The sequence below is a fragment of the Agreia sp. PsM10 genome (assembly GCF_030433855.1).
Classification (GTDB): Bacteria; Actinomycetota; Actinomycetes; order Actinomycetales; family Microbacteriaceae; genus Agreia.
In genome coordinates this window covers 132,459-159,210 of sequence record NZ_JARUXC010000006.1, presented here as the reverse complement: position 1 = coordinate 159,210, position 26,752 = coordinate 132,459, and the positions used below count along the sequence as shown (strand labels likewise).

Annotated in this window: 19 protein-coding genes and 1 pseudogene; 13 read left to right on the top strand and 7 right to left on the bottom strand. The window is 66.0% G+C overall.

Going from position 1 to position 26,752, the window contains the following annotated elements; all coding sequences use genetic code 11:
- The first annotated feature begins 15 nt into the window (after nucleotides 1-15).
- The 7 genes from rnpA (at nucleotide 16) to QCD70_RS09705 (ending at nucleotide 6,266) form a co-directional block, all read left to right on the top strand.
- Complete coding sequence (gene rnpA, locus QCD70_RS09735) at nucleotides 16-369, top strand: ribonuclease P protein component (protein ID WP_301215560.1); 354 nt, start codon at nucleotides 16-18, stop codon at nucleotides 367-369.
- Nucleotides 366-707, top strand: a complete 342-nt coding sequence (gene yidD, locus QCD70_RS09730; protein WP_301215558.1) for a membrane protein insertion efficiency factor YidD — start codon at nucleotides 366-368, stop codon at nucleotides 705-707. The genes rnpA and yidD overlap by 4 nt, the downstream gene beginning before the upstream one ends.
- Nucleotides 708-712: 5 nt before the next feature.
- Nucleotides 713-1,672 (top strand): membrane protein insertase YidC, encoded by a 960-nt coding sequence (yidC, locus tag QCD70_RS09725; RefSeq protein ID WP_301215556.1) that lies wholly within the window; start codon nucleotides 713-715, stop codon nucleotides 1,670-1,672.
- 47 nt (nucleotides 1,673-1,719) lie between these two features.
- A complete protein-coding gene (locus QCD70_RS09720) occupies nucleotides 1,720-2,247 on the top strand; it encodes a Jag family protein (RefSeq protein ID WP_441004935.1) in 528 nt (175 codons plus the stop codon).
- A gap of 37 nt (nucleotides 2,248-2,284) precedes the next feature.
- On the top strand, nucleotides 2,285-2,914 hold the full coding sequence (gene rsmG, locus QCD70_RS09715) for a 16S rRNA (guanine(527)-N(7))-methyltransferase RsmG (protein WP_301215837.1): 630 nt from the start codon (nucleotides 2,285-2,287) through the stop codon (nucleotides 2,912-2,914).
- Between the two features lie 1,434 nt (nucleotides 2,915-4,348).
- Nucleotides 4,349-5,275 carry a ParA family protein gene (locus tag QCD70_RS09710; protein WP_301215553.1) on the top strand — a complete coding sequence of 309 codons (927 nt, stop codon included), beginning with the start codon at nucleotides 4,349-4,351 and terminating at the stop codon, nucleotides 5,273-5,275.
- Entirely contained in the window at nucleotides 5,265-6,266 is a 1,002-nt protein-coding gene (locus tag QCD70_RS09705) for a ParB/RepB/Spo0J family partition protein (RefSeq protein WP_301215551.1), read from the top strand. The genes QCD70_RS09710 and QCD70_RS09705 overlap by 11 nt, the downstream gene beginning before the upstream one ends.
- 107 nt (nucleotides 6,267-6,373) lie before the next feature.
- On the opposite strand, the gene QCD70_RS09700 is transcribed toward QCD70_RS09705, so the two are convergent.
- From QCD70_RS09700 to QCD70_RS09675, 6 genes are all read right to left on the bottom strand, one after another.
- On the bottom strand, nucleotides 6,374-7,336 hold the full coding sequence (locus QCD70_RS09700) for a D-alanine--D-alanine ligase family protein (RefSeq protein ID WP_301215549.1): 963 nt from the start codon (nucleotides 7,334-7,336) through the stop codon (nucleotides 6,374-6,376).
- 2 nt (nucleotides 7,337-7,338) lie between these two features.
- Nucleotides 7,339-8,664: an aminotransferase-like domain-containing protein gene (locus QCD70_RS09695; protein ID WP_301215547.1), complete on the bottom strand. Its 1,326-nt coding sequence runs from the start codon at nucleotides 8,662-8,664 to the stop codon at nucleotides 7,339-7,341.
- Nucleotides 8,665-8,843: 179 nt separating this feature from the next.
- On the bottom strand, nucleotides 8,844-9,170 hold the full coding sequence (gene trxA, locus QCD70_RS09690) for a thioredoxin (protein WP_044440958.1): 327 nt from the start codon (nucleotides 9,168-9,170) through the stop codon (nucleotides 8,844-8,846).
- 28 nt (nucleotides 9,171-9,198) lie between these two features.
- A complete protein-coding gene (trxB, locus tag QCD70_RS09685) occupies nucleotides 9,199-10,176 on the bottom strand; it encodes a thioredoxin-disulfide reductase (RefSeq protein WP_301215543.1) in 978 nt (325 codons plus the stop codon).
- A 125-nt stretch (nucleotides 10,177-10,301) separates the two neighbouring features.
- Entirely contained in the window at nucleotides 10,302-11,948 is a 1,647-nt protein-coding gene (gene murJ / locus QCD70_RS09680) for a murein biosynthesis integral membrane protein MurJ (protein WP_301215541.1), read from the bottom strand.
- A complete protein-coding gene (locus QCD70_RS09675) occupies nucleotides 11,941-14,163 on the bottom strand; it encodes a DUF6049 family protein (protein ID WP_301215539.1) in 2,223 nt (740 codons plus the stop codon). Before QCD70_RS09675 ends, murJ begins: the two co-directional genes overlap by 8 nt.
- 121 nt (nucleotides 14,164-14,284) lie before the next feature.
- Here QCD70_RS09675 and QCD70_RS09670 point away from each other — a divergent pair, with 121 nt between their 5' ends.
- The gene (locus QCD70_RS09670; protein WP_301215537.1) at nucleotides 14,285-15,721 is read left to right on the top strand and encodes a CCA tRNA nucleotidyltransferase; all 1,437 of its coding nucleotides are present in this window, start codon (nucleotides 14,285-14,287) and stop codon (nucleotides 15,719-15,721) included.
- Here QCD70_RS09670 and QCD70_RS09665 read toward each other — a convergent pair.
- The gene (locus QCD70_RS09665) at nucleotides 15,702-16,772 is read right to left on the bottom strand and encodes an inositol-3-phosphate synthase (RefSeq protein WP_301215535.1); all 1,071 of its coding nucleotides are present in this window, start codon (nucleotides 16,770-16,772) and stop codon (nucleotides 15,702-15,704) included. The two genes, QCD70_RS09670 and QCD70_RS09665, sit on opposite strands and share 20 nt — an antisense overlap.
- Nucleotides 16,773-16,961: 189 nt before the next feature.
- Between QCD70_RS09665 and QCD70_RS09660 the strand changes: the two genes are divergently transcribed.
- From QCD70_RS09660 to rpsR, 5 genes and pseudogenes are all read left to right on the top strand, one after another.
- Nucleotides 16,962-24,311 carry a DUF5979 domain-containing protein gene (locus tag QCD70_RS09660; protein ID WP_301215534.1) on the top strand — a complete coding sequence of 2,450 codons (7,350 nt, stop codon included), beginning with the start codon at nucleotides 16,962-16,964 and terminating at the stop codon, nucleotides 24,309-24,311.
- A 122-nt stretch (nucleotides 24,312-24,433) separates the two neighbouring features.
- Complete coding sequence (locus QCD70_RS09655; protein WP_301215533.1) at nucleotides 24,434-25,267, top strand: siderophore-interacting protein; 834 nt, start codon at nucleotides 24,434-24,436, stop codon at nucleotides 25,265-25,267.
- 153 nt (nucleotides 25,268-25,420) lie between these two features.
- Nucleotides 25,421-25,768: pseudogene (rpsF, locus tag QCD70_RS09650) on the top strand (30S ribosomal protein S6); the annotation flags it as partial.
- A 156-nt stretch (nucleotides 25,769-25,924) separates the two neighbouring features.
- Nucleotides 25,925-26,440 carry a single-stranded DNA-binding protein gene (locus tag QCD70_RS09645; protein ID WP_055932630.1) on the top strand — a complete coding sequence of 172 codons (516 nt, stop codon included), beginning with the start codon at nucleotides 25,925-25,927 and terminating at the stop codon, nucleotides 26,438-26,440.
- A 42-nt stretch (nucleotides 26,441-26,482) separates the two neighbouring features.
- Nucleotides 26,483-26,746 (top strand): 30S ribosomal protein S18, encoded by a 264-nt coding sequence (gene rpsR, locus QCD70_RS09640; RefSeq protein WP_022895757.1) that lies wholly within the window; start codon nucleotides 26,483-26,485, stop codon nucleotides 26,744-26,746.
- Nucleotides 26,747-26,752: the final 6 nt, after the last annotated feature.

Below are 26,752 nucleotides of genomic sequence, written 5' to 3'. Positions count from 1 at the left end.
CGACCTCGTTTCGCTGTGTTGGCTCACGCCAACCGGATCACGACCGCGGATGACTATCGCGGTGTGGTCCGGCGGGGAACACGCTTCGTGTCCCCCAATGCCGTGACGTACCTTCGTGCACCCAAAAACGACGAGTCCTCCGCCGGTGCTCCCCGGTTCGGGTTCATCGTGGCCAAGTCCGTGGGCGTGGCCGTCATCCGCAACAGGGTGCGTCGGCGACTGAAGGCCGCCAGCTACAGCATGCTCGATCAGGTGAAGCCGGGAACCGATGTCGTGGTCCGGGCTCTTCCCGGGGCTGCATCTCAGCCTTACGGCGTACTCTGCCAGGAGTTGGCCGCATCGCTCCGGAAGGGATCCGCACTCGTATGACGACGGTTCCGGTTTCCTCCATCTCGGCGAAATACGTGCTGATCAGCCTGTTTCTCCTGCCGCGCAATGCCGCTGTGCTTTTCCTGCGCGGGTACAGGGCCGTCATCTCTCCCCTGTACGGCGACGTGTGCCGGTACTACCCGTCGTGTTCCTCGTACACCCTTCAGGCAATCCAGCACCGCGGGCTGTCTGTGGGAACCGGCCTGGGGATCCTGCGCATCGCGCGCTGCCACCCCTGGGCCGCCGGCGGCGTCGACGACGTTCGACCGGCCAAGAACCCCCGATACGCGCTGACGCCGTTCGGTTTCGTTGTTCCACGTAGCCACGGAAAGGGCTAGACGCTTTGGATCTCCTCGGCACCATACTTTGGCCGATCAAATGGGTCGTCGAACTCATCCTGGTCGCATTCCACTACGTCTGGACGTGGGTCGGACTCAACCCCGACGACGGATTGACCTGGGTGCTGTCGATCGTGGGTCTGGTGCTGGTCATCCGTGCCGCTCTCATCCCGATCTTCGTTCGGCAGATCAAGAGTCAACGCAAGATGCTCGAGGTCGCGCCCCAACTCAAGAAGATCCAAGACAAGTACAAGGGCAAGAAGGACCAGTTCTCCCGCGAGGCCATGTCGCGCGAGACCATGGAGCTGTACAAGCGCACGGGCACCAATCCCCTGAGTTCGTGCCTGCCCCTGCTTCTGCAGATGCCGATCTTCTTCTCGCTCTTCTCGGTGCTCAACGACGCGCAGCACGAGAAGCCCGGTGGCGGCGTGGGTCTGCTCAATGAGTCGCTGGCCAAGTCGTTCGGCGAGTCCGATCTCTTCGGTGCCCCGCTCAAAGCGACGCTCGCGAACAACGAGGGCAGTGTGCTCGTCATCGTCTTCGCGGTCACGATGATCGCTCTGATGACCGCCTCACAGTTCATCACGCAGCTGCAGATCATGTCGAAGAACCAGTCGCCCGAGGCCAAGAACAGCCCGATGTTCAAGCAGCAGCGCATCCTGCTGTACATCCTTCCCGTGGTCTTCATCTTCTCCGGCGTGGCCTTCCCGCTGGGCGTCATGTTCTACTGGCTCACCTCGAACTTCTGGACCATGGGGCAGCAGTTCCTGGTCATCCGCAACATGCCCACACCGGGCAGCGAGGCCGCCAAGGCACGCGAGGCGCGACTCGCCAAGCGAGGCAAGCTCGTGATCAAAGACGGTCCTCTGAGCGACGAGGTCGTCGAAGACCAGACCCCGAAGACGACGCAGCGGCAGCAGCCCGTGAGCAAGAACCGAGCCAAGAAGCAGGGTGGATCCAAGTGAGTGACGTGACAACAGACGCCGCAGCCGTGTCGAACGATGAGACAGACGTGGCCGTCGAGGTCGTCGATGAGAACGTCGTCGGCACCGATCCTGTCGAGTCGCCCGAGTCGACGCCCGAGGCGAACCTCGATGACGAGGGCGACATCGCGGCCGACTACATCGAGGAGCTCCTCGACATCTGCGATCTCGACGGTGACATCGACATCGACACCCGCGGTGGCCGTGCCTATATCTCCGTCAACGCGTCCGGCGACAGCAACATCCGGGTGCTGTCGAAGCCCGATACGGTGAACGCCCTTCAGGAACTCACCCGCCTTGCCGTGCAGACCAAGACCGGTGCGTTCAGCCGCTTGATCCTCGATGTCGGCGGAAGCCGCGAGGCTCGGCAGGACGAGTTGGGCCGTCTCGTCGACGCCGCTGTGGCGCGCATCGAGGCCGGCGAAGAGTCGGCAGCGCTGGAGCCCATGTCGTCGTACGAGCGCAAGCTGGTGCACGACATCGTGGCCGAACGCGGATTCGTCTCGGCGTCGGAGGGTGACGGTCGCGATCGCCACACCGTGATCACGCGGGCCTGACCCACTCCCCCACGACCCCGGGCACCACACAGTGAGCATCCCTGAGAACACCGAAGCCGAGCCCGCCGTTGCGGCCGAGCTCTTCGGAGACCGCATCGAGATCGCACGTCGGTTCACGAATGCCCTCGCTACTCACGGCGAGGAGTACGGCTTGATCGGACCCCTCGAGCTGCCCCGCCTGTGGACCCGGCATGTTCTGAATTGCGCGATCGTGGCGCCGCTGCTTCGCGGAGGAACTGTCGGCGACATCGGCAGTGGAGCTGGCCTGCCTGGTCTCGTCTTGGCGATCGCTCGGCCCGATGTGCACTTCACGCTCATCGAGCCCATGGAGCGTCGGGTGAAGTGGCTCAACGATCAGGTGCGAGAACTCGGACTCGACAATGTGGCGGTGCTTCGTGATCGGGCCGAAGATGTTCGTCTACCCGAGGGCTTCGATCAGTTGACGGCCCGAGCGGTGAGCGCCTTTTCGAAGCTGATCCCCATGTGCGCTCCCCTGGTTGTTCCGGGTGGCGAGTTCATTCTGATGAAGGGCATCAACGCTGCGAAAGAGATCGAGGCGGCTGAGAAGCAGATCCGTCGCTTCAAGCTCCGCGACGTCGAAGTCATCGAGCTGGGCGAAGGAATATTGCCCGAGACGACCCGGGTGATCAGAGCCACCGTCGCCTGAGAGAGGCCGATGTTTCACGTGAAACATCGACCGTAGGGATGATCGCTGAAGTTCTCACTCCCCCAGAAGCCGGAGGGCTAGGGCTTCCGCGGCGCGGTTCCGCCTTCTCCGCGTGGAACGTCACGATCTCGGGCGTTGAGAAAAAATGGCGCACCGGCTCGGTCGAGACGTGGCGATCGGCCTGAAGTTGATCGGGTTCCGGTGTACGTGGATGCGGGGCTATGGGGTATCCGCAGCGATCCGTCAGCTGAGCGGGTGCGGGAGGATCACCCCGCATCTGGATCGGGTGTGCAGGCGAGGGTTCTCCCTTACCGAAAGAACAGGGTTGACCGTGCCGCTTTGGTCGTGATGCCCGCTTCTCGTCCCATCGATACTGCAGTAGAGGATTTCGATAGCCGGCTCGTTCCTCGCGCGGCTACTCGCTCGCTGAATTGGTGTGTGGCCAGCGAGGTCCGGCTCGCATTGTCAGGTCGACCCCGGGGTGCGGTTGTTCGCCCTGTTCCAGTGTGTATAACTAGTCAACGAGATGGTCGGGTCGAGTTGGTCGATCGTAGACGAGTCGATTTCGCTCGCAGTGGAGGATTTCGATGCGTCGGCTCGTTCTTCGTGGGCTACTCAATCGGCGCATTGGTGCGGCCAGCGAGATCCAGCTCGCATTGTCACGTCGACCTGGGGCGTGGTTGTTCACCCTGTGCCAGGGTGGATATCCACTCAACGAGATGGGTGGGTCGAGTTGGTCGCTCGTAGACGTATCAATGCCCCAGTGGATGATTTCGATACGTCGGCTCGTTCTTAGCGCGGCTACTCGATCGGCGAGTGGATGTGGTTTTCCGGTCGAACCGCGTGCGGACAGTACAGCTCGAGTCGCTGGTCGACTTGGTCGGTTGTGGTCGTGGCGATGCTGCTGCGGTGGGGAGTTCGGTTCGCTAAGTGGTTGACGTTCGATCGATCAATCGACGCCGTGGATCGAGAATCTGTCGTGATCGGTCGAGATGGATTGGTCCGACGACCACCCGTCACAGCCGCCATGTTTCACGTGAAACATCCGAAGTTCGGGGCCGAATGAGAAAGCTATACATCGAGCAGTGGAACGGGCGCCAGGCCAGGTTCACTTGGAGGCACTCGCTCAATCCGGTGCGCGAGACTCACCTACCGTGCCACACGGCTTGCAGTCAAGAGAGACAACGAATTTTTCGTTCGCTGAAACGGATCCTAAGCGATTTTCGGTCGCTCGGAAAATCTCCGAATCGGGGCCGAATTCGACCTATTTCGGTCTCAACTTAGAGTTTCCAGCGGCGACAGGTACTTTGGTCTAGGGACGATTTCGTTTCGACATTCGATCGCTTCAGTGGTCGATCGATGTCTCCCATCCCCCTCCCCCGACCTCGGGTCTCAACAGGTCGACAACGGAACTCAGCAAGTCAGGATTTGTGGATGTCAACGGAAGCAATCGGCGGAGCCGCATCATTCGATGCGTCGACGCCCCTGGCTCGTGAACTGGCCGACCTCTCGAACCGGCGACGCAACTTCGCCAAACGTGTCGTGCCGCTGCCGGAGACCACTAGGGTGTTCACGGTCGCGAACCAAAAGGGCGGCGTGGGCAAGACCACCACGACCGTCAACCTCGCCGCCGCCCTCGCGCGGAGCGGAGCTCGAGTTCTCGTCATCGACCTCGACCCTCAGGGCAATGCGTCGACCGCACTCGGAGTCGAGCACCGGGCGGAGACGCCGAGCGTATACGACGCGTTGATCCGAGATGAGCCGATGTCGGATCTCGTGCAGAAGAGCCCCGAGTTCGACACGTTGTTCTGTGTGCCTGCGACCATCGACCTGGCGGGAGCCGAGATCGAGCTGGTTCCCATGGTCGCCCGTGAGCAACGTCTGCGCAGCAGCGTCGACACCTATCTGCAGGAATCGTTCGACGCGGGCGTCGCCTATCACTACGTCTTCATCGATTGTCCTCCCTCGCTGGGGTTGCTCACGATCAACGCGTTCGTCGCGGCCCACGAGGTTCTCATCCCCATCCAGTGCGAGTACTACGCACTCGAGGGTCTGAGCCAACTGCTCAAGAACATCCAGCTCATCGAGCGTCACTTGAATCCGACCCTGGCCGTGTCGACGATTCTGCTGACCATGTACGACGGACGCACTCGTCTGGCATTCCAGGTCGCGGAGGACGTGCGCAGCCATTTCCCCGACCAGACCCTGGCCGCCGTCATTCCACGGTCGGTGAGAGTGTCAGAGGCGCCCAGCTATGGTCAGACCGTGATCAGCTTCGACCCCAATTCACCCGGCGCGCTCTCGTATTTCGAAGCCGCAGCCGAGATCGCAGACAGAGGAGCGCCCACCGATGGCAACTAAGAAGAGAACAGGCCTGGGCCGCGGAATCGGTGCGCTCATTCCCACGAACGATGCGGTCGACGCCGACGGCCGGCCGGGAGCCCGGCCTGTCGATGTCTTCTTCGCCGACCGCGGCGATGCGACGGTGTCGACGCTGCCGCAGGCGAGTCGGACCGAGACGGAGCTGGTCGAGGTGCCGGGCGCTCGGCTGGCGCATCTGAACCCCGCCGACATCGTTCCCAACGCGAAGCAGCCTCGCGCCGTCTTCAAAGAGGACGACCTCGCCGAGCTGGTCGTGTCGATTCGGGAGATCGGTGTGCTGCAGCCGGTCGTGGTGCGGCCTCTCCCCGTTGTAGACGGCGAGACGCCCAAATACGAGCTCGTCATGGGTGAGCGTCGCTTGCGGGCCACACGCCAGGTCGGCCTCGACACGATCCCGGCGATCGTCAAGGACACGGCAGATGAGAACATGCTGCGCGATGCGCTGCTCGAGAACCTTCACCGTTCCGAGCTGAACCCACTCGAGGAGGCGTCTGCCTACCAGCAGCTGTTGAGCGACTTCGGCATCACGCAAGACGAGCTGGCCACACGGATCGGTCGTTCGCGCCCGCAGATCACCAACACCATTCGCCTGCTTCGTCTGCCGGCCGCGGTGCAGAAGCGGGTGGCTGCCGGGGTGCTGAGCGCAGGCCACGCGCGTGCCGTGCTCTCTGCCGGAGATGCCGAGGCGATGACTCGTCTGGCTGACAAGATCGTGAACGAGGACCTGTCGGTTCGAGCTGCAGAGGCTGCGGCGACTGCCGTGCCGAAGCCGGCCAAGGCCAAGACGGTCGCGGGCACGAAGCGCGGGCACCTCGACGAGATCGCGGATCGACTGGGTGATCGCCTCGACACGCGTGTGAAGGTCAGTCTGGGCAGGGCGAAAGGTCAGATCGTCATCGACTTCGCGACCATCGGCGACCTGAATCGCATCCTCGCGGAACTGGGCGACAAGGGGTTCGGTCGGCCCTGAGCCTCTCCCCCTCAAGACAACAACCCCGATGTTTCACGTGAAACATCGGGGTTGCATCGTTAATGTGCATCACGGTCATGTTTCACGTGAAACATTCCGACTGCACGTCAGGCGGAGGCGTCTGCGATCGCCTTCTCACCGAGCGCCTCGTATACCTGGCCCAGGTTGAGTCCCGCTGCCTGAATGGCCTGCGGGACGAGCGAGGTCTCCGTGAGGCCGGGCAGCACGTTCGCCTCAAGGAACCAAACGACGCCGTCGTCGTCGACGATCAGATCGACGCGGGAGATGTGGCGAAGTGCCAGCGTGTTGTGGATCGAGAGCGCAGTGGATTGAGCAAGCTCCGTGATGTCGCCGGAGAGACGAGCCGGCGTGAAGAACCGCGTCTCCCCCGCGTTGTAGCGCGCGTCGTAGCCGTAGACACCGAGGCGCGGCTCGATCTCGACGGCGGGCAGCGCGTACGGGCCATCGCCGGTATCGATGATGCCGACGGAGATCTCGGTGCCGGAGACGCGACGTTCGATGAGTGCGACATCGCCGTAGGTGTAGGCCTCGACGACGCCTCGACGAAGGTCATCGGTATCGGCGACCATCGTGACACCCTGGGCCGAACCTCCCATGGCCGGCTTCACGACGAGGTCGGTGCCGAACTGGCTGGCGACGCGATCGAGAACCTGGGCGGAACCGAGCTCCCGGAATGTGTCACGAGGAAGGGTGATCGACTCCGGCGTGGAGAAGCCGGCACGCGCCACGATGACCTTGGCGGTGGGCTTGTGCCAGGCCAGCCGACTGGAACCCGGCTGCGACCCCACGTAGGTGATGTCGAGGGCATCCAGCAGTGCGCGCAGGGCGCCGTCTTCTCCGCTGGCGCCGTGCAGAGCCGGCCAGACCACGTCGGGACGATTCGTCTCGAGATACGACAGGAGCGACGCATCCGGTTCGCGCAGAATCACGGTGTGCCCACGATCGAGCAGGCCGTCGGCGACGCGCCGACCCGATCGAAGGGAGACGTCGCGCTCGTGCGAGATGCCTCCGGCCAGAACGACGACGGTACGAGAGGTCACGGTATTCATCCCTAATTGGTGTTGGGCGGCGGTGCTGTGTAGTTGTCGTCGCGTCGGACGGCGGAGAGGGGGCCTGTGGCCGAGAATGATTCGAGCAGGTCGCGCTCAGCGTTGATGACGCTGGTGAGACGTCGGATGCCGAGCTTGATCTGCTCCGGCGTGGGATAGCAGAACGAGAGCCGGATATTGTTGCGACCCTGGCCGTCGGCGAAGAACGCGGTGCCGGGCGTGTACGCCACCAGCTCGGTGACCGCGCGGGGCAGCATCTGCTTCGAGTCGAGATAGTCGGGCAGGGTGAGCCAGACATAGAACCCACCATTGGGATTCGTCCAGCTCAGGTCTGGCAGGTACTCGGTGAGCGCCGAGAGCATGGTCTCCTTGCGCTCCTTGTAGATGCCACGGAATCGGTCGATCTGGCCTTTCCAGTCGGCAGTGTCGAGGTATTGGCTGATGATGAGCTGGCTGAACGAACTCGGGCTGAGCACGGCGGCCTCGTTGGCGAGGATGAGCTTCTCGCGGATCGCATGGGGTGCGAGAGCCCAGCCGACACGAAAGCCCGGCGCGAGGGTCTTCGAGAACGTGCCCAGGTAGATGACGCCGTCGGTTTCGAGCGACCGGATGGCAGCGGGCGGCTTCTCTTCGAAGTAGAGCAGGCCGTAGGGGTTGTCCTCGAGAACGAGAATGCCTTCTGACCGGCAGATTTCGAGGATCTCGATCCGGCGTTCCCAGCTGAGTGTGACGCCGGCCGGGTTGTGGAAGGTGGGGATCGTATAGAGGAACTTGATGCGCTTGCCGGCGCGCTTGAGGCCGGCGATGTGCTCGCGCAGAGCCTCAGGGATGAGCCCATGCTCGTCCATGGGGACGTGCTCGATCTCGGCCTGGTACGACTTGAAGATGACCACGGCGGTGACATAGCTGGGGCCCTCGGAGAGAACGACGTCGCCGGGATCGAGGAAGAGCTTGCTGACGAGTTCGAGCGCGTGCTGTGAGCCCGTGGTGACGACGACATCGTCGACACCCGCCTTGATTCCCTCGAGCGCCATGACGTCGAGGATCTGCTCACGAAGAGCGGGAACGCCTTGGCCCGATCCGTACTGGAGTGCAGCCGCACCGTTGCCCGTCATCACACGATTCATCGCGTCGATGACGAGGTCCTGGGGAAGGCCCGAGACGAAGGGCATACCTCCCGCGAGCGAGACCACCTCGGGCCGCGAGGCCACGGCGAAGAGTGCACGCACCTCGGAGGCCGCCAGGCCTGCCGCCCGGGCGGCGTAGTTGCCGTACCAGGGGTCGAGGTTCGTTCCTGTGCCGCTTCGGGTGTTGTCGTTCACGCGCATGTCCTGACAGTGGGTCATTCTGATTCCAGATCGCCTGATACCAGACCGAAATTCCATACTAACCAGACCCGGGCGTGTCGAAAGCCGGGCCGACCGCATCCGGGGCCACGGGCATCCGACTGGCCCTTAACGCCGACAGGCCCCCCGCGATGAGCGGGAGGCCTGTCGAATCGAGCGATCTACGCGATGAAGTCTGCGAGGTCCTTCTCGAGCGCAGCCTTGGGCTTGGCGCCGATGATGGTCTTCACGACCTCGCCGCCCTTGTAGACCTTGAGCGCGGGGATCGACGTGATCATGTACTTCGCGGCGGTCTGCGGGTTGTCGTCGACGTTGAGCTTGACGATCTCGATCTTGTCGCCGTGCTCGTCGGCGATCTGGTCGAGGATGGGGCCTACGGCGCGACACGGGCCGCACCACTCCGCCCAGAAGTCGACCAGGATCGGCTTGTCGGACTGGAGGACGTCGGCATCGAAGCTGGCGTCGGTGACTGCCTTGGCGTTGGACATGATTGCTTCTTTCGTTGAAAGGGGAAAACTAGTTGACGGGGATGAGGTCTTCGGCGGCTGCGTCAGGAGCGACGTGCGCCGCCTGCGCTAAACCCGCGAGGTAGTGCTCCGCGTCCAGAGCGGCGACCGTGCCGGACGCGGCCGCGGTGACGGCCTGGCGGTAGGTGTCGTCGACGACGTCACCGGCTGCGAAGACGCCGGTGAGGTTGGTCTTCGAGCTGCGGCCGTCGACGGCGATGGTTCCGGATGCCGTGAGCTCGAGCTGGCCGTGAACGAGGTGCACCCGCGGGTCGTTGCCGATGGCGACGAACAGGCCCTGAACGGGAAGCTCGCTCTGCTCTCCCGAAACGGTGTTGCGCAGCGTGAGAGCCTCGACGGTGGTCTCGCCGGAGATGCCGACGACCTCGGAGTTCCAGACGAACTCGATCTTCGGGTTGTCGAAGGCGCGCTGCTGCATGATCTTCGATGCGCGGAGCGTGTCCTTGCGGTGAACCAGATAGACCTTGTCGGCGAAGCGGGTGAGGAACGTCGCCTCCTCCATGGCCGAGTCGCCGCCACCGATGACGGCGATGGTCTTGGTCTTGAAGAAGAAGCCGTCGCAGGTGGCACACCACGAGACGCCGCGGCCGCTCAGGCGCTCTTCGTCTTCGATGCCGAGCTTGCGGTAGGCGGATCCTGTGGCGAAGATCACCGACAGGGCCTCCTGGTCGCCGCTGTAGCCGGTGCTGACCTTCTTGATGTCGCCGGTGAGGTCGACGCTCGTGACGTCGTCGAGCAGCACCTCGGTGCCGAACTTCTCGGCCTGCTCCTGCAGCTTGCCCATGAGTTCGGGGCCCTGGATGCCTTCGGGGAAGCCGGGGAAGTTCTCGACGTCGGTGGTCTTCATCAGCTCGCCGCCGGCCTCGACACTCGACGCGATCAGGAGCGGGTTGAGCCCCGCCCGGGCAGCGTAGATGGCCGCTGTGTATCCGGCAGGACCGGATCCGATGATGATGATGTCGCGCACGTGCGTGTCAGCTCCTTGAAAGGGTGTCGCGAGGTCGCCCGGAAGAGCGCCTCACTTGCCTGGTACAACACATCCTATTCCGCGGATATTCCGCCGTCAGGGGACGGCGGGCACCTGGTCGGAAACTAGGAGGAACGGCGCGTGACGCGCGCGAGCAGGGGCATGAGCGCGTCGTTCAGCTCGGGCGACTTCAGCAGGCGAAGCGCGCCGACATAGAGGAGCGACAGCACCAGACCGATCACGATCATCGACAGCAGAACGCCGACGTAGCCGCTCACTCCGTAGCCCCCGTCGTTCGCGAAGCCGAACGCGACGGCGAGTGCGATTCCGGCGGCTGCGGCGGGCACGAGTGCGCCGAGGTCGCGCGCAAGGCTCCGGGCCACCGTGGCGCCGCCGAGCCCGCCGAGTCGGCGGCGGATGAGGACGGCCGCGAGGATCGCCTGAAGGATGCCGGCGACAGACAGGGCGAGGGCGACACCGACGCCGATGAACTCCTTGGGAACGAGAACCAGAACGAGGAGGGCGCCGAGGGAGAAGAGCACGGCCTGGAACAGCGTGATGAAGAACGGAGTGCGGGTGTCGCCGAGGGCGTAGAAGGCTCGCAGGATGACGAAGAGGATGCTGAAGGCGGGCAGACCGACCAGGAAGGCGATGAGAACGTTGCCCATGGCCACCGTGGTCGTGTAGTCGAACTTGTTGAAGAGACCGCTGAAGGGGTAGGCGACGACGATGAGCACCACGGTCGCCAGCATCATGATCAGCGAGATGACTCGGATGGAGGCCGACAGATCGCGCCTGACCTTCGCGAGGTCTCCCTCGGCCGCGTGCTCGCTCATGCGCGTGAAATAGGCGGTCGCGATCGACACGGCGACGATCGAGTGGGGCAGCATGAAGATGAGCCAGGCGGTCGACAGCACCGTCGTCGATGCATCGTCGCCCGAGGCCGTGATGACGACGCGCGTCTCGACGATTCCGGCCAGCTGGGTGACCATGAGCATCGCGAAGGTCCAGCCCGCGAGCCTGCCCGCCGTTCCGAGGCCGACTCCCCGCCACCGGAAGTCGGGACGGTAGCGCAGGCCGACCCGTCGCCAGAAGAAGAAGAGCACGAGGGCCTGCACCGCGACACCGAGCGTGGCTGTTCCCGCGAGAACGGCCACCTTGTCGGGCGTCCACCAGTCGAGGTCGCCCACGTTCAGCGCAGAGGGGCTGAAAGCGACGTTGAAGGCGACCAGTCCGAGAATCGCGACGATGTTGTTCAGCACGGGCGTCCAGGTGAACGGGCCGAAGGAGTTGCGGGCGTTGAGAACCTCGCTGAGCACCGAGTAGACGCCGTAGAAGAAGATCTGGGGCAGGCACCAGTAGGCGAACGCCGTCGCCAGCGCGAACTGGCCACTCGACGAGGGGTCGGCCACGATCGTGATGAGCACCGGGGCGAGCAGAGTGGCGATGAGAGTGGCGGCTCCGAGCACCACGAACGCCACGGTCACGAGTTTGTTGATGTAGCCCGCTCCCCCGTCGGCATGCCGAGCCGCGCGCACGATCTGCGGTACGAGGATGGCGTTGAGCATGCCGCCCGCCACGATCACGAAGATCGTGTTCGGCAGCTGGTTGGCGATCGTGAACGCGTCGGTTCCCAGGCCGATCGTGCCGATGGTCTGGATGAGGACGAACGCCTTGACGAAGCCCAGGACGCGCGACACGGTCGTGCCCGAGGCCAGGATCGCGCTCGCGCGTCCGAGGTTGGGCGCGGGTGTGGCGGAGGTGTCAGCCACGCGGCTCCTCGGTAGTGGATTCGGTGACGGAAGCGGCCGGCGCAGCCGCATCCGGGTCATCGTCTGGATCGCCGGCCGACCCACCTGCGGTCTCGGCGGCACGGGTGTGGCGCCGCTTCAGGAACAGGCGGATCGCGGCGAAGATGAGCAGCGCGCCCACCACTCCGCCTACGAGCCACGAGCCCGCGACCTCCCAGTCGGCGGAGACGTTCACGGGAATGAAGGTGGGCTGTGCCGAGATGAGGACTCCGGTGGGGCTGACGAGCTCGGCGCGCACGATGGTGTCTCCGTTGGCGACTCCGGCCGTGATCGGCACCTTCGCCTGCTTGCTCGAGGATGCCTCGACAGTGATGGACACCTCTCTCTGCACCACGAGACGGAAGTTCGAGGGCGAGAGTCGCACGGTGAGGGTCACCGGATAGGGAAGCTTGTTCTCGACGAGAACGGGCATGTCGCCGGTGTTGCTCACGAGGTTGATGGGCGACCCCGCGACGATGGAGACGGCTCCCAGTGTCTCTGTCGAGCGATCGGCCTGCGCCTGCATGGCCACGTTCCAGCCGCCCGTGTTCGAGGCCCAGGAGTTGGCCAGCAGCGACAGGATGTTCGCTCTGTTCTCACCGAGCAGGTTCGTCGGGTCGGTGATGATGCTCGAGAAGGCGGCGACCTGGTTCTCGGATGCGAGGAGCGCGGCGACCTGGCCGGTGCGTTCCGCGGGTTCGGGCTGGTCGACGACCGTGACGTCTGATGCAGGGGCCTGGGCGGCGAAGCCGTCGAACGCGGTGGTCGACGACCACGACAGCGCATCGAGCGAATTCAACGCGTCGGTGAGCGCGGTTCCGTCGGAGGGCGCCGCCCGGTCGAGGGTGGCCAGGATCGTGCGCGGGGTGCTGTCGTCTTCACTGGCGACGACGGCGAGGCCCGACGCGAGGTCTGAGAGCGATTTCTGCCGCTCGGTCGCGGTGAGTGCGCCCGCCGCCTCTCGAAGCGGCGTCGACACGGTGTCGTCGGAGACGAGCACCGTGCTGTCCCCTGCGCGTGCCACGCCGCCCACCGCAGACGACGTGGTCGACACGTTCGACGACGAGACGATCGTGGTCGTGAGGCCGTTGGCCGCGAAATAGGGCAGATCGGTTGCGGTGACGGTGTCGTCTCTCGGCCAGGCGATCGAGGTGCCCGTGTAGTCCCACGAGAGGAGCGCGCTCGTGTCGGGCACGGCATCCGGTGCGGGGCTCGGCGTGGGCGTCGGGGTATCGGTGACGACGCCACCGGGCGCGACGGCGGCGGCGCCGGTCGTGGGCGACGGACTGGTGGTGGGAGGAGCGAGGTCGACGAAGTCGGCCTTGTCGAGCGCGTAGTCGAACGAGGTGGGGGTGAGCAGCTGGGCGGAGCCGGCCTGGCTCATCGCGGCGACATCGGCGTCGGCGTAGCTCAGCGGATAGATGGGATTGGATGCGCCCTGAAGTCGTTCGAGCCAGGCGATCGCACTCGACGGCGCCGTGGTTCCCAGAGCCCGGATCGACACGATGATGCGCGGGTCGATGAGGATGCCGACGGGCCGGCCGATCACCGCGTCGAGTTCGCGGGTCAGCAGCCCGTTGTCGGCCGTGATCGTGGCGAGGGTGGCCTCGGGAATGAGACCCGTCTGCCCCGGCTGCGTGGTGAGGGGAACAGCGACCGCGACCTGGGTGGCCGCGGGGGCGTCGTCGCCGTTGAACACGACCGACGAGTGCGCGACCGTCTCGGTGCCGTCGCCCTGTAAGAGGGTGCCGGTGATGCCGTGCACGCCCCAGTCCTCGAACGGGACCGAGGCGGCCGGGATGGTGGCCTGCACGATGTGCTCCTCGCCCGGCTGCAAGGCGGGAACGGCGACGCTGGCGATGATGGCGTCGGAATCGACCGTGGAGGAGTCGTCTGCGGGAGCAAGCCACTCGTTCAGTTCAGCGCGGGTGGAGATGAACTCGCGATCGACGGCGATCTGCAACGAGGCCCCGTCGATCGTGGTCGACCCGGAGTTGGTGAGGGAGGCGGTGACCGTGAGGTCTGCGCCGGGCTGCGCCACTCCCCCGTTCGCCGGCGCGAGAACGACCTGCACGGGCTCCTCCGCGGCGTTCGCGGCAGCCGTCACGGGCACGATACCGAGCATCGACGACGCCACCACTCCCAGGCCCAGGAGGGCGGGGATGGCGCGCAGGCGTCGAGTAGGAGGCAGGTTCATAGGGGGCTTTCGTCGAGGCCGTGTGGGATACGGCCTCGCGTAGATTCTAGGTCGCACAGGCTGGGAAGCACGGGAGGCCGCTCTGCCCATGCCGCTCGGTGCTCGTCGGTAAACTGTCGGGATGCAGCGAACTGTTCAGGAATCCATGGTTCGGCTGCGCACTCTCAGCGAGTCGTCGCCCGTCGCCCGGCTGGCCGCAGCCTTCAGCGCCGCGGGCTTCGAACTGGCCCTCGTCGGCGGCCCGGTTCGAGACGCCTTCCTCGGGCGACCGGCCAAAGACCTCGACTTCACCTCGAATGCCACCCCCGACGAGACCCTCGTAGTGCTGAAGACACTCACGAAGAGCACCTGGGACATCGGCCGCGACTTCGGAACGATCGGTGCCCTCATCGACGGCGAACAGGTCGAGATCACGACCTACCGCTCCGACAGCTACGACCAGCAGACCCGCAAGCCGATCGTCGAGTTCGGCGACAGCCTCGAGGTCGACCTGTCGCGCCGCGACTTCACCGTGAACGCCCTCGCCCTCCGGCTGCCCGAACTCGTTCTCGTCGACCCGTCGGGCGGCGTCGAAGACCTGCTCGAAGGCATCCTGCGCACACCCTCGACACCGGCCATCTCGTTCGGCGACGATCCCCTGCGCATGCTGCGCGCCATCCGGTTCTCGGCGCAGCTCGGGTTCGATCTCGACGCAGAGACGATGGATGCCCTGAGAACGATGGGCGAATCGCTCACGATCATCTCGGCCGAGCGCATTCGCGACGAGTTCTCGAAGCTGCTGCTGACGCCGGCGCCGCGGCGCGGAATCGAGCTGCTCGTCGAGACGGGTCTCGCCGAGCTCGTGATGCCGGAGATCCCCGCCCTGCGCCTGGAGCGCGACGAGCATCATCACCACAAGGACGTCTACCAGCACAGCCTCACCGTGCTCGACCAGGCCATCGAGCTCGAGGAGTCGCGCGGATCGTTCGAGGGGCCGGATCTGGTGCTGCGCCTCGCCGCCCTGATGCACGACATCGGAAAGCCGGCCACGCGTCGGCTCGAGCCGGGCGGCGTCGTGACCTTCTATCACCACGACGTCGTGGGCTCGAAGATCGCCAAGAAGCGGCTGCGCGAGCTGCGCTTCGACAACGACACGATCAACGACGTGGCACGGCTGATCGAGCTGCACCTGCGCTTCTTCGGCTACACCGAGGGCGCGTGGACCGACTCCGCCGTGCGCCGCTACGTTCGGGACGCCGGGCCGCTGCTCGAGCGGCTGCACATCCTCACCCGGGCCGACGTGACCACCCGCAACAAGCGCAAGTCGCACATGCTGTCGTTCGCGTACGACGACCTCGAGACCCGCGTGGCCGAGCTCGCCGAACTCGAGGAGATGCAGGCCGTGCGCCCCGACCTCGACGGCGAGCAGATCATGGCGATCCTCGGCATCCGGCCCGGCCGCGAGGTGGGCGAGGCCTACCGCTTTCTGCTCGAGATGCGCCTCGACGACGGGCCCCTCGGAGAGGACGAGGCGACCCGCCGCCTGCTCGAATGGTGGGCTAGCCGTTCTTCTGGATGAACGATTCCAGTCTGGCCCGCGCCTCGTCGTCTGGCAGCTGAACGGCCGGCGACTTCATGAAATAGGCGCTGGCCGCCTCGACCGGGCCCGACAGGCCGGCGTCGAGAGCGATCTTCGCCGCACGCACGGCGTCGATGATCACGCCGGCGGAGTTCGGGGAGTCCCACACCTCGAGCTTGTACTCGAGGCTCACGGGGGCGTTGCCGAAGCCGTGGCCCTCGATTCGCACGTAGGCGAACTTGCGGTCGTCGAGCCACGGCACGTGGTCGCTCGGACCGATGTGGATGTCGCGCTCCGGCAGATCGATGTCGATGTTGCTGGTGACGGCCTGGGTCTTCGAGATCTTCTTCGACGCGAGGCGCTTGCGCTCGAGCATGTTCTTGAAGTCCATGTTGCCGCCGACGTTGAGCTGGTAGGTGCGGTCGATCGTGAGGCCGCGGCTCTCGAACAGGCGGGCGAGCACCCGGTGGGTGATCGTCGCGCCGAGCTGGCTCTTGATGTCGTCTCCCACGATCGGCAGGCCGGCCTCCACGAACTTCGCGGCCCACTCCGGGTCGCTCGCGATGAACACCGGGATGGCGTTCACGAACGCGACACCGGCATCGAGCGCCGCTTGCGCGTAGTGCTTGGCCGCTTCTTCCGACCCGACGGGCAGGTAGCAGACGAGAACCTCGGCGCCGCTGTCGCGGAGGGCCTGAGCCACGTCGACGGGTTCCGCCTCGGACTCCTCGACCATCTCGGAGTAGTACTCCCCGAGGCCGTCGAAGGTCGGCCCGCGCAGAACGGTCAGGCCGGTCTGCTCGACCTCGGCGAAGCGCAGTGTGTTGTTCTCGCTCGCCCAGATGGCGTCGGCCAGATCCTCTCCGACCTTCGCCGCGTCGACGTCGAATGCCGCGACGAACTCGAGATCGCGCACGTGGTGCGCACCGAAACGCACGTGCATGAGGCCGGGCACCACCTCGTCGTCCGCGGCGTCGCGGTAGAACGTGACGCCCTGGATCAGCGAGTTGGCGCAGTTTCCCACTCCGGCGATGGCGACTCTGATGCTCATATGACACGACTTTCACTTCGGGGACGGCAAACCCCACAATGCTAGCCCTCGTACAGAAGTCAAGGAATTTTCAAAACCCCGTAATAGCCGAGCGTTTGTCACATCTCTTAGATGACAGAGCACATTCCAGGCACACCGATGCGAGCGATACAGATCGCCGGATTCGGTCGATGACGATCGGGGAGCACCATGGCAACATCACGAGCACGACACGCGCAGAGGCCGCCGACCCTTCAGCGGTTGAGGAAGGTCGTCGCGTCACTCGCGGTCGTCCTCCTGGGCGTGTCCGGTATCGCGCTCGGCGCCACGGCCGCGAACGCAGCAGACGAGGGCTTCACTCTCACGAAGTCGGTCATCGCACCCGATACGACCGACATCGGCATCTCGAACGTCGCCGGCGTCAACAGCGAGGGTTTCACGTACCAGCTCGCCTACTCGTGCAGCACCTTCGACCCGGCCGGGTGTACGAACGTGCTCATCCACGACGCCCTGCCCGCCGGCATCGAGATCGTGGGCGACATTCCGAGCAACTGGACCGTCGTCGGTTCCGACGTCACGATCAACCTCGGCACCATCCCCGCGGGCAACGGCTCTGTCGCCATCCCCGTGCGCTTCATCACGAACCCGGCGCTCGCCGCGAACGACACCCTCACGGTGAACAACACCGCCGACATCAGCGGCGCGGTCGCCGGCGTGGCCAGGACGGCCGTCTCGCAGACCGTCGCGGCCACCGGTCGGGTGAAGCCCGTCGGTGGTGCGGATGCGCAGAAGACCGCGACACCCGACACCGTCGGCGAGTTCACTGGTCAGTCGGTCTCGTTCTCCGTCTCCGGCACGAACGCGGGCACGACAGCCGCGTCGAGCATCGGCATCACCGACCTCGATCCCGCATTCTTCGACGCGTTCGACGTCACCTCCATCGACGCGCCCACCCTTCCGGCCGGCGCGACCTCCGCCGTCGTCGAGGTCTCGACCGACGGCTCCACCTGGACGACCGTCACGACTCCCTACACCCCGGCCGCGCACATCCAGGGAATTCGAGTCACCTTCGACGGAGCGGCAGCCGGCAGCACGGGAACCCTGAACTACACGGCCACCCTGCGCGACAGCCTCGTGTCGAACGGCGCACAGGTCGTGTCTGGCGGTTCGACCGCCTACTCGAACGACGCCGATGTCGCCGTGCACTACACCGACAGCGCCCTCGACCGCTCGCTCAGCGCGTCGGCCGTCGTCACCGTCGAAGGCGAGATCGTCTCCGCCCCGAGCGTGACGAAGACCTTCAGTCCGGACAACGTCATCCAGGGATACTCCGGAACGATCGACACCACGATCTCCACCACCGGTGCGGGACAGGGAGGCGCCAAGACGGTCGTCATCTCCGACCCCGCGACCACGGGCGGTGTCACTCCGTTCCCGAACACGCTCGTGCTGAACGGAGCCTTCACGGTGGCCTGGCCCGCCGGCGCCGAAGAGGCCACGCTGACCCTCTCCGACGGGTCGACCGCCACGATCGTCAACCCGGCGACGACGTTCACCCTGCCGGCCGGCGTCGATCTCGCCACACTCACCGGCTTCTCGGTCGAGTTCGAGTCGACCTCCGGCACCCCGATCGACTCCGCTTTCACCGGCACGATCACCGCGGGCTCGACGCTCGCCGCCGGAGTGGCCAACGACATCTACCAGAACAACGCAGAGGTCGATGTCGACAGCGCATCGGGCAACTCGTCGGGCGAGACGGTCTCGCCGACCGTCGACTTCACCGTCGCCACGCCCTACGCCGAGATCCAGACCACGAAGGCATTCACTCGCCCGACCGTCGTTCTCGGTTCGCCCACGCAGTCGAACGTCGTGCAGCTGCGGACCGTCTACGGGCCCACGGGCTCCGGAACGAACGTTCCGGCGGAGAAGGTGGTCATCCAGGACCCGGTGACCCTGCCGACGACGGGAGTCGACGACTTCTTCGACGAGTTCGACATCAAGAGCATCAAGACCGCGGGCTGCGCCACCGGCGACAGCCTGCTGGTCGAGATCTACGACGGGTCGACCGGTGCGTGGGTCACGGTCACCACCGATGCGTGCGCGTCCGTTCCCGTCGCCATCACGAACCCGAACGCCCAGGGAGTGCGGTTCACGTACACCAACCCCGCCGGCATCCAGCCGGGCCGTACGTTCCAGCCCGAGTTCGTCGTGAAGATGCGCGCAACCAACCGCGAGACCGGCGCCCCCGTGCTCGATCAGGCGCCGCCGACCGAGCAGAACCCGATCGTGAAGTACCCGAGCGCCGGAAACTGCTCCGTGGCGTCCGCCTACCTCGCCGGATCCGCGGATCCCGCGTCGACCGACACCCTCGACGGCGACGAGTGCCCGAAGATCACGACGGAGGACCGATACAAGGCGGGCACCGTGAACATGACGAAGGTGCTGCACGGCGCCGACTCCACCGACTCGGGCACCGAGGGCTCTGGTGCGGCCATGCACGCCGTGCTCACTGTGACGACGCGTCCGTCAGAAGACACGAAGACGCTGACGATCCAGGACCCGCTGCCGGGCGACATCTACTCGCAGACCTTCGCGGCGGTCACCGACATCACTCAGGTCGGCCCCTACACGGTGCCGCAGTACGAGCAGGCGCACATCGAGTGGCTGAATTCGGCGGGTGCGGTCATCGCGTCCAGCCCTGTCGTCACAGGCGGAGCCGTGCTCACCGCAGCGGGCGACCCGAGTTACGCGGGCTTCCGCTTCGTGCTCGAGGAGAACCCGGCCGACCCCGGCATCGACGTGGGCATCGAGGCCGCGACGTTCGACGTCACGCCGATCGTCGAGGTGGACTACGCCCTGCGCGACACCTTCCGTGAGGCCGTCGCCGGCCACGCGGCGGGAAGCCTCGTGCGCAACAACGTCTGCTACACCGAGAACGACACCACGCTGAGCGAGGGCGCCGACGGCAACCCCGACAGCGACACCGCCTGCCAGCTCGACCAGGCCCCCTTCAACGAGTCCGGGTTCAACAACGACCTCGACAACATCAACGACGGTGGCTGGATCCTGAACAACGCCGAGACGGTCGCGACCTATGTGGCACCGAACGAAGACGGCGACACCAGCGAGCGGGCCGAGACCGACCTCTATTACCAGCAGGTCTTCCGCATCACCAACAGCATCGCCAATGCGGAGCTGACCAAGACGGTGGCGCCCGACGCATCGGTCTCGCTGCCCGACACGGGCACGCCGATCGGCAGTCTGCAGGAGCGCACGATCAACCTCAAGGCCGACAACATCTCGGGAAACCCGGTCAAGGGACTCGACATCGTCGACACCGATGCCGACTTCTGGGCGACATTCGAGCTGCTCTCGGTCTCGGCACCGATCACTCCCGCCGGATCGACCGTGACCTACGACGTCACCTACTCCGACGGAACGCCTGCGCTGGCCGGCGTGGATGCCGCGGCGATCACCAACCTCTCCGCGATCAACGGAATCACCGCCCACGTGACGGGCACGATTCCCACCGCGGACACGGCGACGATCGCGCTGCAGGTTCGCCTGCGCAGCACGGTGACCACCGAGACCCAGGTCGTGAACACGGCGACCGTGACGGCCGTCAGCCCCTTCGCGGACTCGCTGCCGAGCGACGCCGAGGCCACGATCACGGTGCGCAAGCCCGGCACCAAGGTCGACACCAGCAAGTCGCTCGACTTCGCGGCCGGCTCGTCCACCGTCGTCGACACCCACCCGGTGGTGAACGCGACCGTGCGCACCACCAACTCCGGTGAGCTCGGCCTCACGACCATCGTCTCCGAAGACGACGACATCCTGACGCCCTCCGACTACCCCGCGGGCACGAGTCTGCCGTCGAACGTCGACGGTGACTTCTGGGCCGACTCCGACTTCGTCGACGTGACCGCGATCACTCCCCCCGCCAGCGCCGAGTCCGTGACCGTCGACTACTTCGATGGTGCCGCGTGGGTTGCCGCCGCGAGCTTCCCCGCCGCATCCATCGATCTGGCGACGCTCAACGCGACGCTCGACGGAGTCGCCGTCGAGGGACTGCGCGTGACCTACCTGAGTACCGCGGGCACACCGATCGCCAACGGCGAGTTCGGCGAGCTGGCCTTCAGCGTCGCGCTCAACGATCAGGCGGAGCCGGACGTCGCCCTGACGAACTGCGCCGAGTCGGCGTACGGCACCGGCGCGGAACTGTCGCACCTCAACCCGTCGTGCGCCACGATCACGCCGACCGCCGGCACGCCCGAGGTCTCCGTCTCGAAGGTCTTCGCCCTGACCGGTCAGCCGACGGCGACCGACAGCGCGGGAACGACGCAGCGGTACTCGATCACGGTGACCAACACGGGGACCCAGAACATCGGCTCGCACGGCAACGCGTTCGAGGTCGACGATCTGCTGCCCAGCACGCTGAGCTACAACGTCGCGACCGCGAACCCCGTGATCACCCTGCCCGCCACGGCGCCGATCGACTCGACGCTGGCCGGTTCGCCCACGGCGACCGTCGTCGGCCAGAAGGTCGTGTGGGCCTGGCCCGCGGGTCAGTACCTCGCCCCCGGCGAATCGGTGGTCATCGCGGTGAGCCTCGATGTGGCCGCAGCGCTGCCCACGGCGACCACCGTCACCAACACGGCGGCGGTTCCCACCCACGGCGAGATCACGTGTGCACCCGGAACGGCGCAGCAGGGTGTGGACTACTGCGTCTCGACCGCCGTGCTGAATGTGAACGCGGGCGGCGCCATCCGAGCCACCAAGTCGATCGACGGCGCATCGAACACCGGCGCCGCCGGACCGGACGCGTCGTGTGAATCGATCACCGGCTTCGTCTCCAACCCCTGTGCGGCCGTCACCCCGGCGGGCAGCACCTACACCTGGAAGCTCGACCTTCAGAACGCCGGCAACTCGACCATGGGCGACCTCGTCGTGATCGACCGCCTGCCGGCCGTCGGCGACACCGGCGCATACCTGAACGTGTCGCGCGGAACGGAATGGCGCGGAACTCCGGTGACCGCTCCCGTCGCATCCGGCGTGCCTGCGGGCGTCACTGTCGGCTACGAGTACCTGCCCGCGGGAGCCGACCTGGCCGCCTGCATGGGCGAGGTCGCCACGGGCGCCGCGAAGTGCACCGATTGGGTGGCTCTCGCCGCCGGCACGGTCATTCCGGCCGACGCCCAGGCGCTGCGCATCGCCGCAGACTACGGCGTGGGCTCGAACCCGGTGTTCGCCGCGGGCGACCGCATCACGATCACGTGGGATGAGACGGCTCCCGAGAACCTCACGGGTGCCACGGACTCCACCAACGCGAACGGTCAGCCCACTCCCGACGGCCGTCTCATCGAGTGGAACAGCTTCGGTTTCAGCGTGAGCGAGATCGACTCGGGCGAGGTCTACCGCAACGAGAGCACGAAGGCCGCGGCGCTGTTCGACAGCGCGGCGTTCACCGTGACCAAGTCCGTCGCCAACGACACCATCGCGCCGACCGCATTGTTCGGCGAGTTCACGGTCGACTACTCCTGTGCTCCCCCGGCAGGATCCTCGGGTGCCGTGATCACCGGATCGTTCGTGCTCTCCGATGCAGAGACGGGCACCGCGGTCGGCCTGCCGACCGGCAGCGTCTGCACCCTGACCGAGCAGAACGCCCCGGCGAACTTCTCCTGGTCGACCCCGGATGCCGACACGGCGACCGCGGGCTACCAGCTGGTGCTCGCCACGGCGTTCGGCACGACCGCCACCACGCTCACCAACCCGATTCCGGCGCAGAGCCTCACGATCACCAAGAGCGTCGCCGGTGAGGTTCCCTCCGACACCGTGTTCGAGTACACCGTGATCTGCACCTTCGCCGGCGAGGAGCTCGCGCTCGCCGACGGGTCCGACTACTCGCTGCCGGCAGCGGGTGGCCAGATCGTCATCGACGGCCTGCCCATCGGTGCGGAGTGCGTGGTGACCGAGACGAACACCGGCGGAGCGCAGACGGTCACGATCAGTGACCAGAACGGCGGTACCCAGGTCGGCGACGGCATCACCGTCACCATTCCCGACGGCGGCGACCAGGTGACGATCACGAACAACTTCGGCACCAACGCCCTGACGATCGCGAAGGACGTGAAGGGAACGCTCAACGGCGACATCGCGCTGGGCGACTTCTCGATCACGCTCGTCTGCACCGACCCGGTGAACGGGGAGTCGACCCAGACCCTCACGCTCGCCGACGGCGGCTCGCAGTCGATCTCCGGCATCGCGAACGGCACCGCCTGCACCGTCTCCGAGCCCGCCCCGGGCAACAAGCACGCGCATGCCACGAAGATCTTCGTGAACGGCGTGGAGTCGGCGGACGGAACGCTCGTCTTCGACGGAACAGGGCTCGGACAGACCATTCAGGTGGTCGTCGAGAACAACTACGACACCGGTGCCCTGACGGTGAACAAGGTCGTCGAGGGTGACACCGACGCGGTCGACTTCACCTTCGCGGTGACCTGCACCTGGTTCGACCAGACGATCTCGGAGGACATCGTCGTGCAGAACGGTCTGTCGGGCACCGTCACCGGCATCCCTGTCGGCGCCGAGTGCACCGTCGTGGAGCAGGACGGCGGCCAGAGCCGAGTCGTCTACGACGTCGAGGGTCCCTACGAGATCACCGAGGCCGGAACCGACATCGCCGTGCAGGCCACGAACTACTACGAGGCCGACCTGACCGTCGAGAAGATCGTGTCGAACGACACCGTCCTCACCGACGAGCAGATCGCCGACCTCACGTTCACCATCGAGGTCACCTGCACCTACGGCGACACCGTCGTGAACGAGACGTTCGAACTCGCGAACGGCGAGCACGCCACACTCGAGGGCGTGCTGGTGGGCAGCGACTGCATCGTCACCGAGACGGATGCCGGCGGGGCCACCTCGACGGTCGTCACCATCGCGGCGGGCGACGCAGACGGAACGGGCACCGAGGGAACCTCGGCCGAGTTCGTGCTCGGCGCCGGCAGCACGACGGCCACGGTCGAGAACAGCTACGAGTCCACGGCGCTGGAGGTCACCAAGACCGTCGAGGGCCCGGCACCGGCGGGAGCGCAGTACGCCTTCCTGGTGCTCTGCACCTTCGAGGGACGCACTCTCGACCTCTCCGATGTCGCGGGACTCGTGCCCACGCTCGTGAACCCGGCCAGCCGGTTCGACCTCGCCGCCGGCGCGACCCAGGTCATCGGCGGCCTCCCGGTCGGAACGAGCTGCGACATCACGGAGTCCGATGCCCATGGCGCCGCCTCGACCAGTTACACGGTCGAAGGATCGGCCGCTGCGGACAACGCGAAGGCGATCGTGCTGACGACCGCCGCCGCGGGCGACGACAACGTGCGGTCGGTCACCGTGAAGAACACCTTCCCGACCGTCGGCACGGGCGGCACCGGCAACCCGATCGTCGATCTGGCGCACACGGGGTCGGGCGCGGTGTTCATCGCGCTGCTGTCGCTGATGCTGGCGGTCGCGGGACTGGTGCTGCTGGTCGTGCGTCACCGCCGCAGCCGGGAGCACGCCGAGTAGCGCGGGTCGTATCCCGAAGGGCCCGTCACGCAGCATCTGAAGCGTGACGGGCCCTTCGGCGTCGCCGGTCCGGGCAGGTTTGTTAGGGTTGCCTTACTCACAAGCCGAGGAGATGAGAACGCATGGCACGGACGACGGCGCAGGCGCGCAGGATCAAGCCCGAGATCTCCGAGCTGCTGACCCTCCACGTGATCCGCCGTGAGCAGATCACGCCCTCCATGGCCCGCATCACGCTCGGCCAGGGCGATATCGCGAAGTTCGTGCCGATGGGGTTCGACCAGTGGTTCCGCCTCTTCATCCCGGTGGCCGACGACGACTCGCTCTCGCGGCTGCCCCAGAAGCTGAACACCCTCTCGTACGCCAAGTACCTGACCATCTCGAAGACGCGTCGGCCCGTGCTGCGCAACTACACGGTGCGCGCCTATAGAGAGGCCGGCCAATCCGGCCCCGAGCTCGACGTCGATTTCGTGCTGCATGGCGACGAGGCATCGGGCACCGCGGGCCCCGCGGCCAGCTGGGCTGGCCGCTGCGCACCGGGCGACGCCGTGGCGATCCTCGACGAGGGCATCGGATTCGTGCAGCCCGCCGGCACCGACAGCGTGCTGCTCGTCGCCGACGAGACGGGCCTGCCCGCCGTCGCGGGCATCCTGGCCTCGCTGCCGGCCGACACCGTCGGTATCGCGCTGGTCGAGGTCGCCGCGACCGACGACATCCAGAACCTCGACGGCCCGGTCGGCGTCGACGTGCGGTTCGTCGTGCGGCCGGATGCGCGCGACACCCCGGGGGTCGCCGTTCTGAAAGCGACCCAGGCCCTGCCCGCCCTGGGCGAACGTTGCTTCGCGTGGACCGTGGGCGAGTCGGCCCTGGTCGCCGGCGCACGCAGGCACTGGATAGCCACCGGGGTACCCAAGGACAACATCATGTTCTGCGGGTACTGGAAGGCGTCTCACCACTGATCAGGGCCTTCTGCTAAGCTTCCAAGGTTGTCCGTTGCCAGTGGGAATCTCCTACGCGGCGGCGGGCCGATGCAGATACACCCTCCTGTCACAGACCGTCTGTGACCGAACTAGTCCGAAGGAGGTGGGTTTGTGACGCATCAGTACGAACTCATGGTGATCCTCGATCCTGAAATCGATGAGCGCACCGTGGCCCCCAGTCTCGACAAATTCCTCAACGTCATCCGCAAGGATGGCGGCACCGTCGACAACGTCGACATCTGGGGACGCCGTCGCCTGGCCTACGAGATCAACAAGAAGACCGAAGGCATCTACGCGGTGGTCAACCTGACCGCCAGCGCAGACTCGACCAAGGAGCTCGACCGCCAGCTGAAGCTGTCGGAGGCCGTCATGCGCACCAAGGTGCTGCGTGCCGAGGAGGCCATCGCCATGGTCGCCACCGCCGACAAGCTCGCCGCCGAGAAGGCCGCCCGAAAGGCTGCCAACCCGAAGGCCGCTGCCGCGCCCGCCGAGACCCCCGCTGCCGCTCCTGCTGCTGCCGTCAAGGCCTCACAGAGTGCCGCGCCGAGCGCCGCGTCGAAGGTCGCTGCTGCCGCCAAGGCTCCGAAGGCTGCCGCCGAGCCGGCCGCCGCCGACGAGTCCGCCAAGTAGTCGATCATGGCTGGCGAAACCGTAATCACCGTGGTGGGCAACCTCACCAGCGATCCCGAACTGCGCTACACGCAGAACGGGCTGGCGGTTGCCAACTTCACCATCGCTTCCACGCCGCGCACGTTCGATCGTGCTGCGAACGACTGGAAAGACGGCGAGGCTCTCTTCCTGCGCGCGAGCGTCTGGCGTGAATTCGCCGAGCACGTCGCCGGATCGCTGACCAAGGGAAGCCGCGTCATCGCGACGGGCCGCCTGCGCCAGCGTTCCTACGAGACGAAAGAGGGCGAGAAGCGCACCTCCATCGAGCTCGAGGTCGACGAGATCGGCCCCAGCCTGCGCTACGCCACAGCGAGTGTCACCCGGGCAGCCGGGGGCGCACGTCAGGGCGGCGGCCAGGTCGGTGGACCGAGCGGTGGAAACGACGAGCCGTGGGCCGCTTCGGCGCCCGCGCAGCCGGCTGCCGGAGCTGGAGCCGACGTGTGGAACACGCCGGGCAACTTCAGCGACGACACCCCCTTCTAACAACTTCGTTCTTTACTAGAACTCATCTGAAAGCAGATAAAAATGGCTGGAAAGTCAAGCGGCGACCGCCGCAAGCCGCTGCGCGGTGCCAAGGGCGCCAAGAACGCAGCTCCCGCGAAGTCCATTCGCGTCGGCGTCATCGACTACAAAGATGTCGCAACCCTCCGCAAGTTCATCTCCGAGCGTGGAAAGATCCGCGCTCGCCGCATCACGGGAGTCTCCGTCCAGGAGCAGCGCCTCATCGCCCGTGCCGTCAAGAACGCCCGCGAAATGGCTCTCCTGCCCTACGCCGGCTCGGGCAGGTAAGGAACC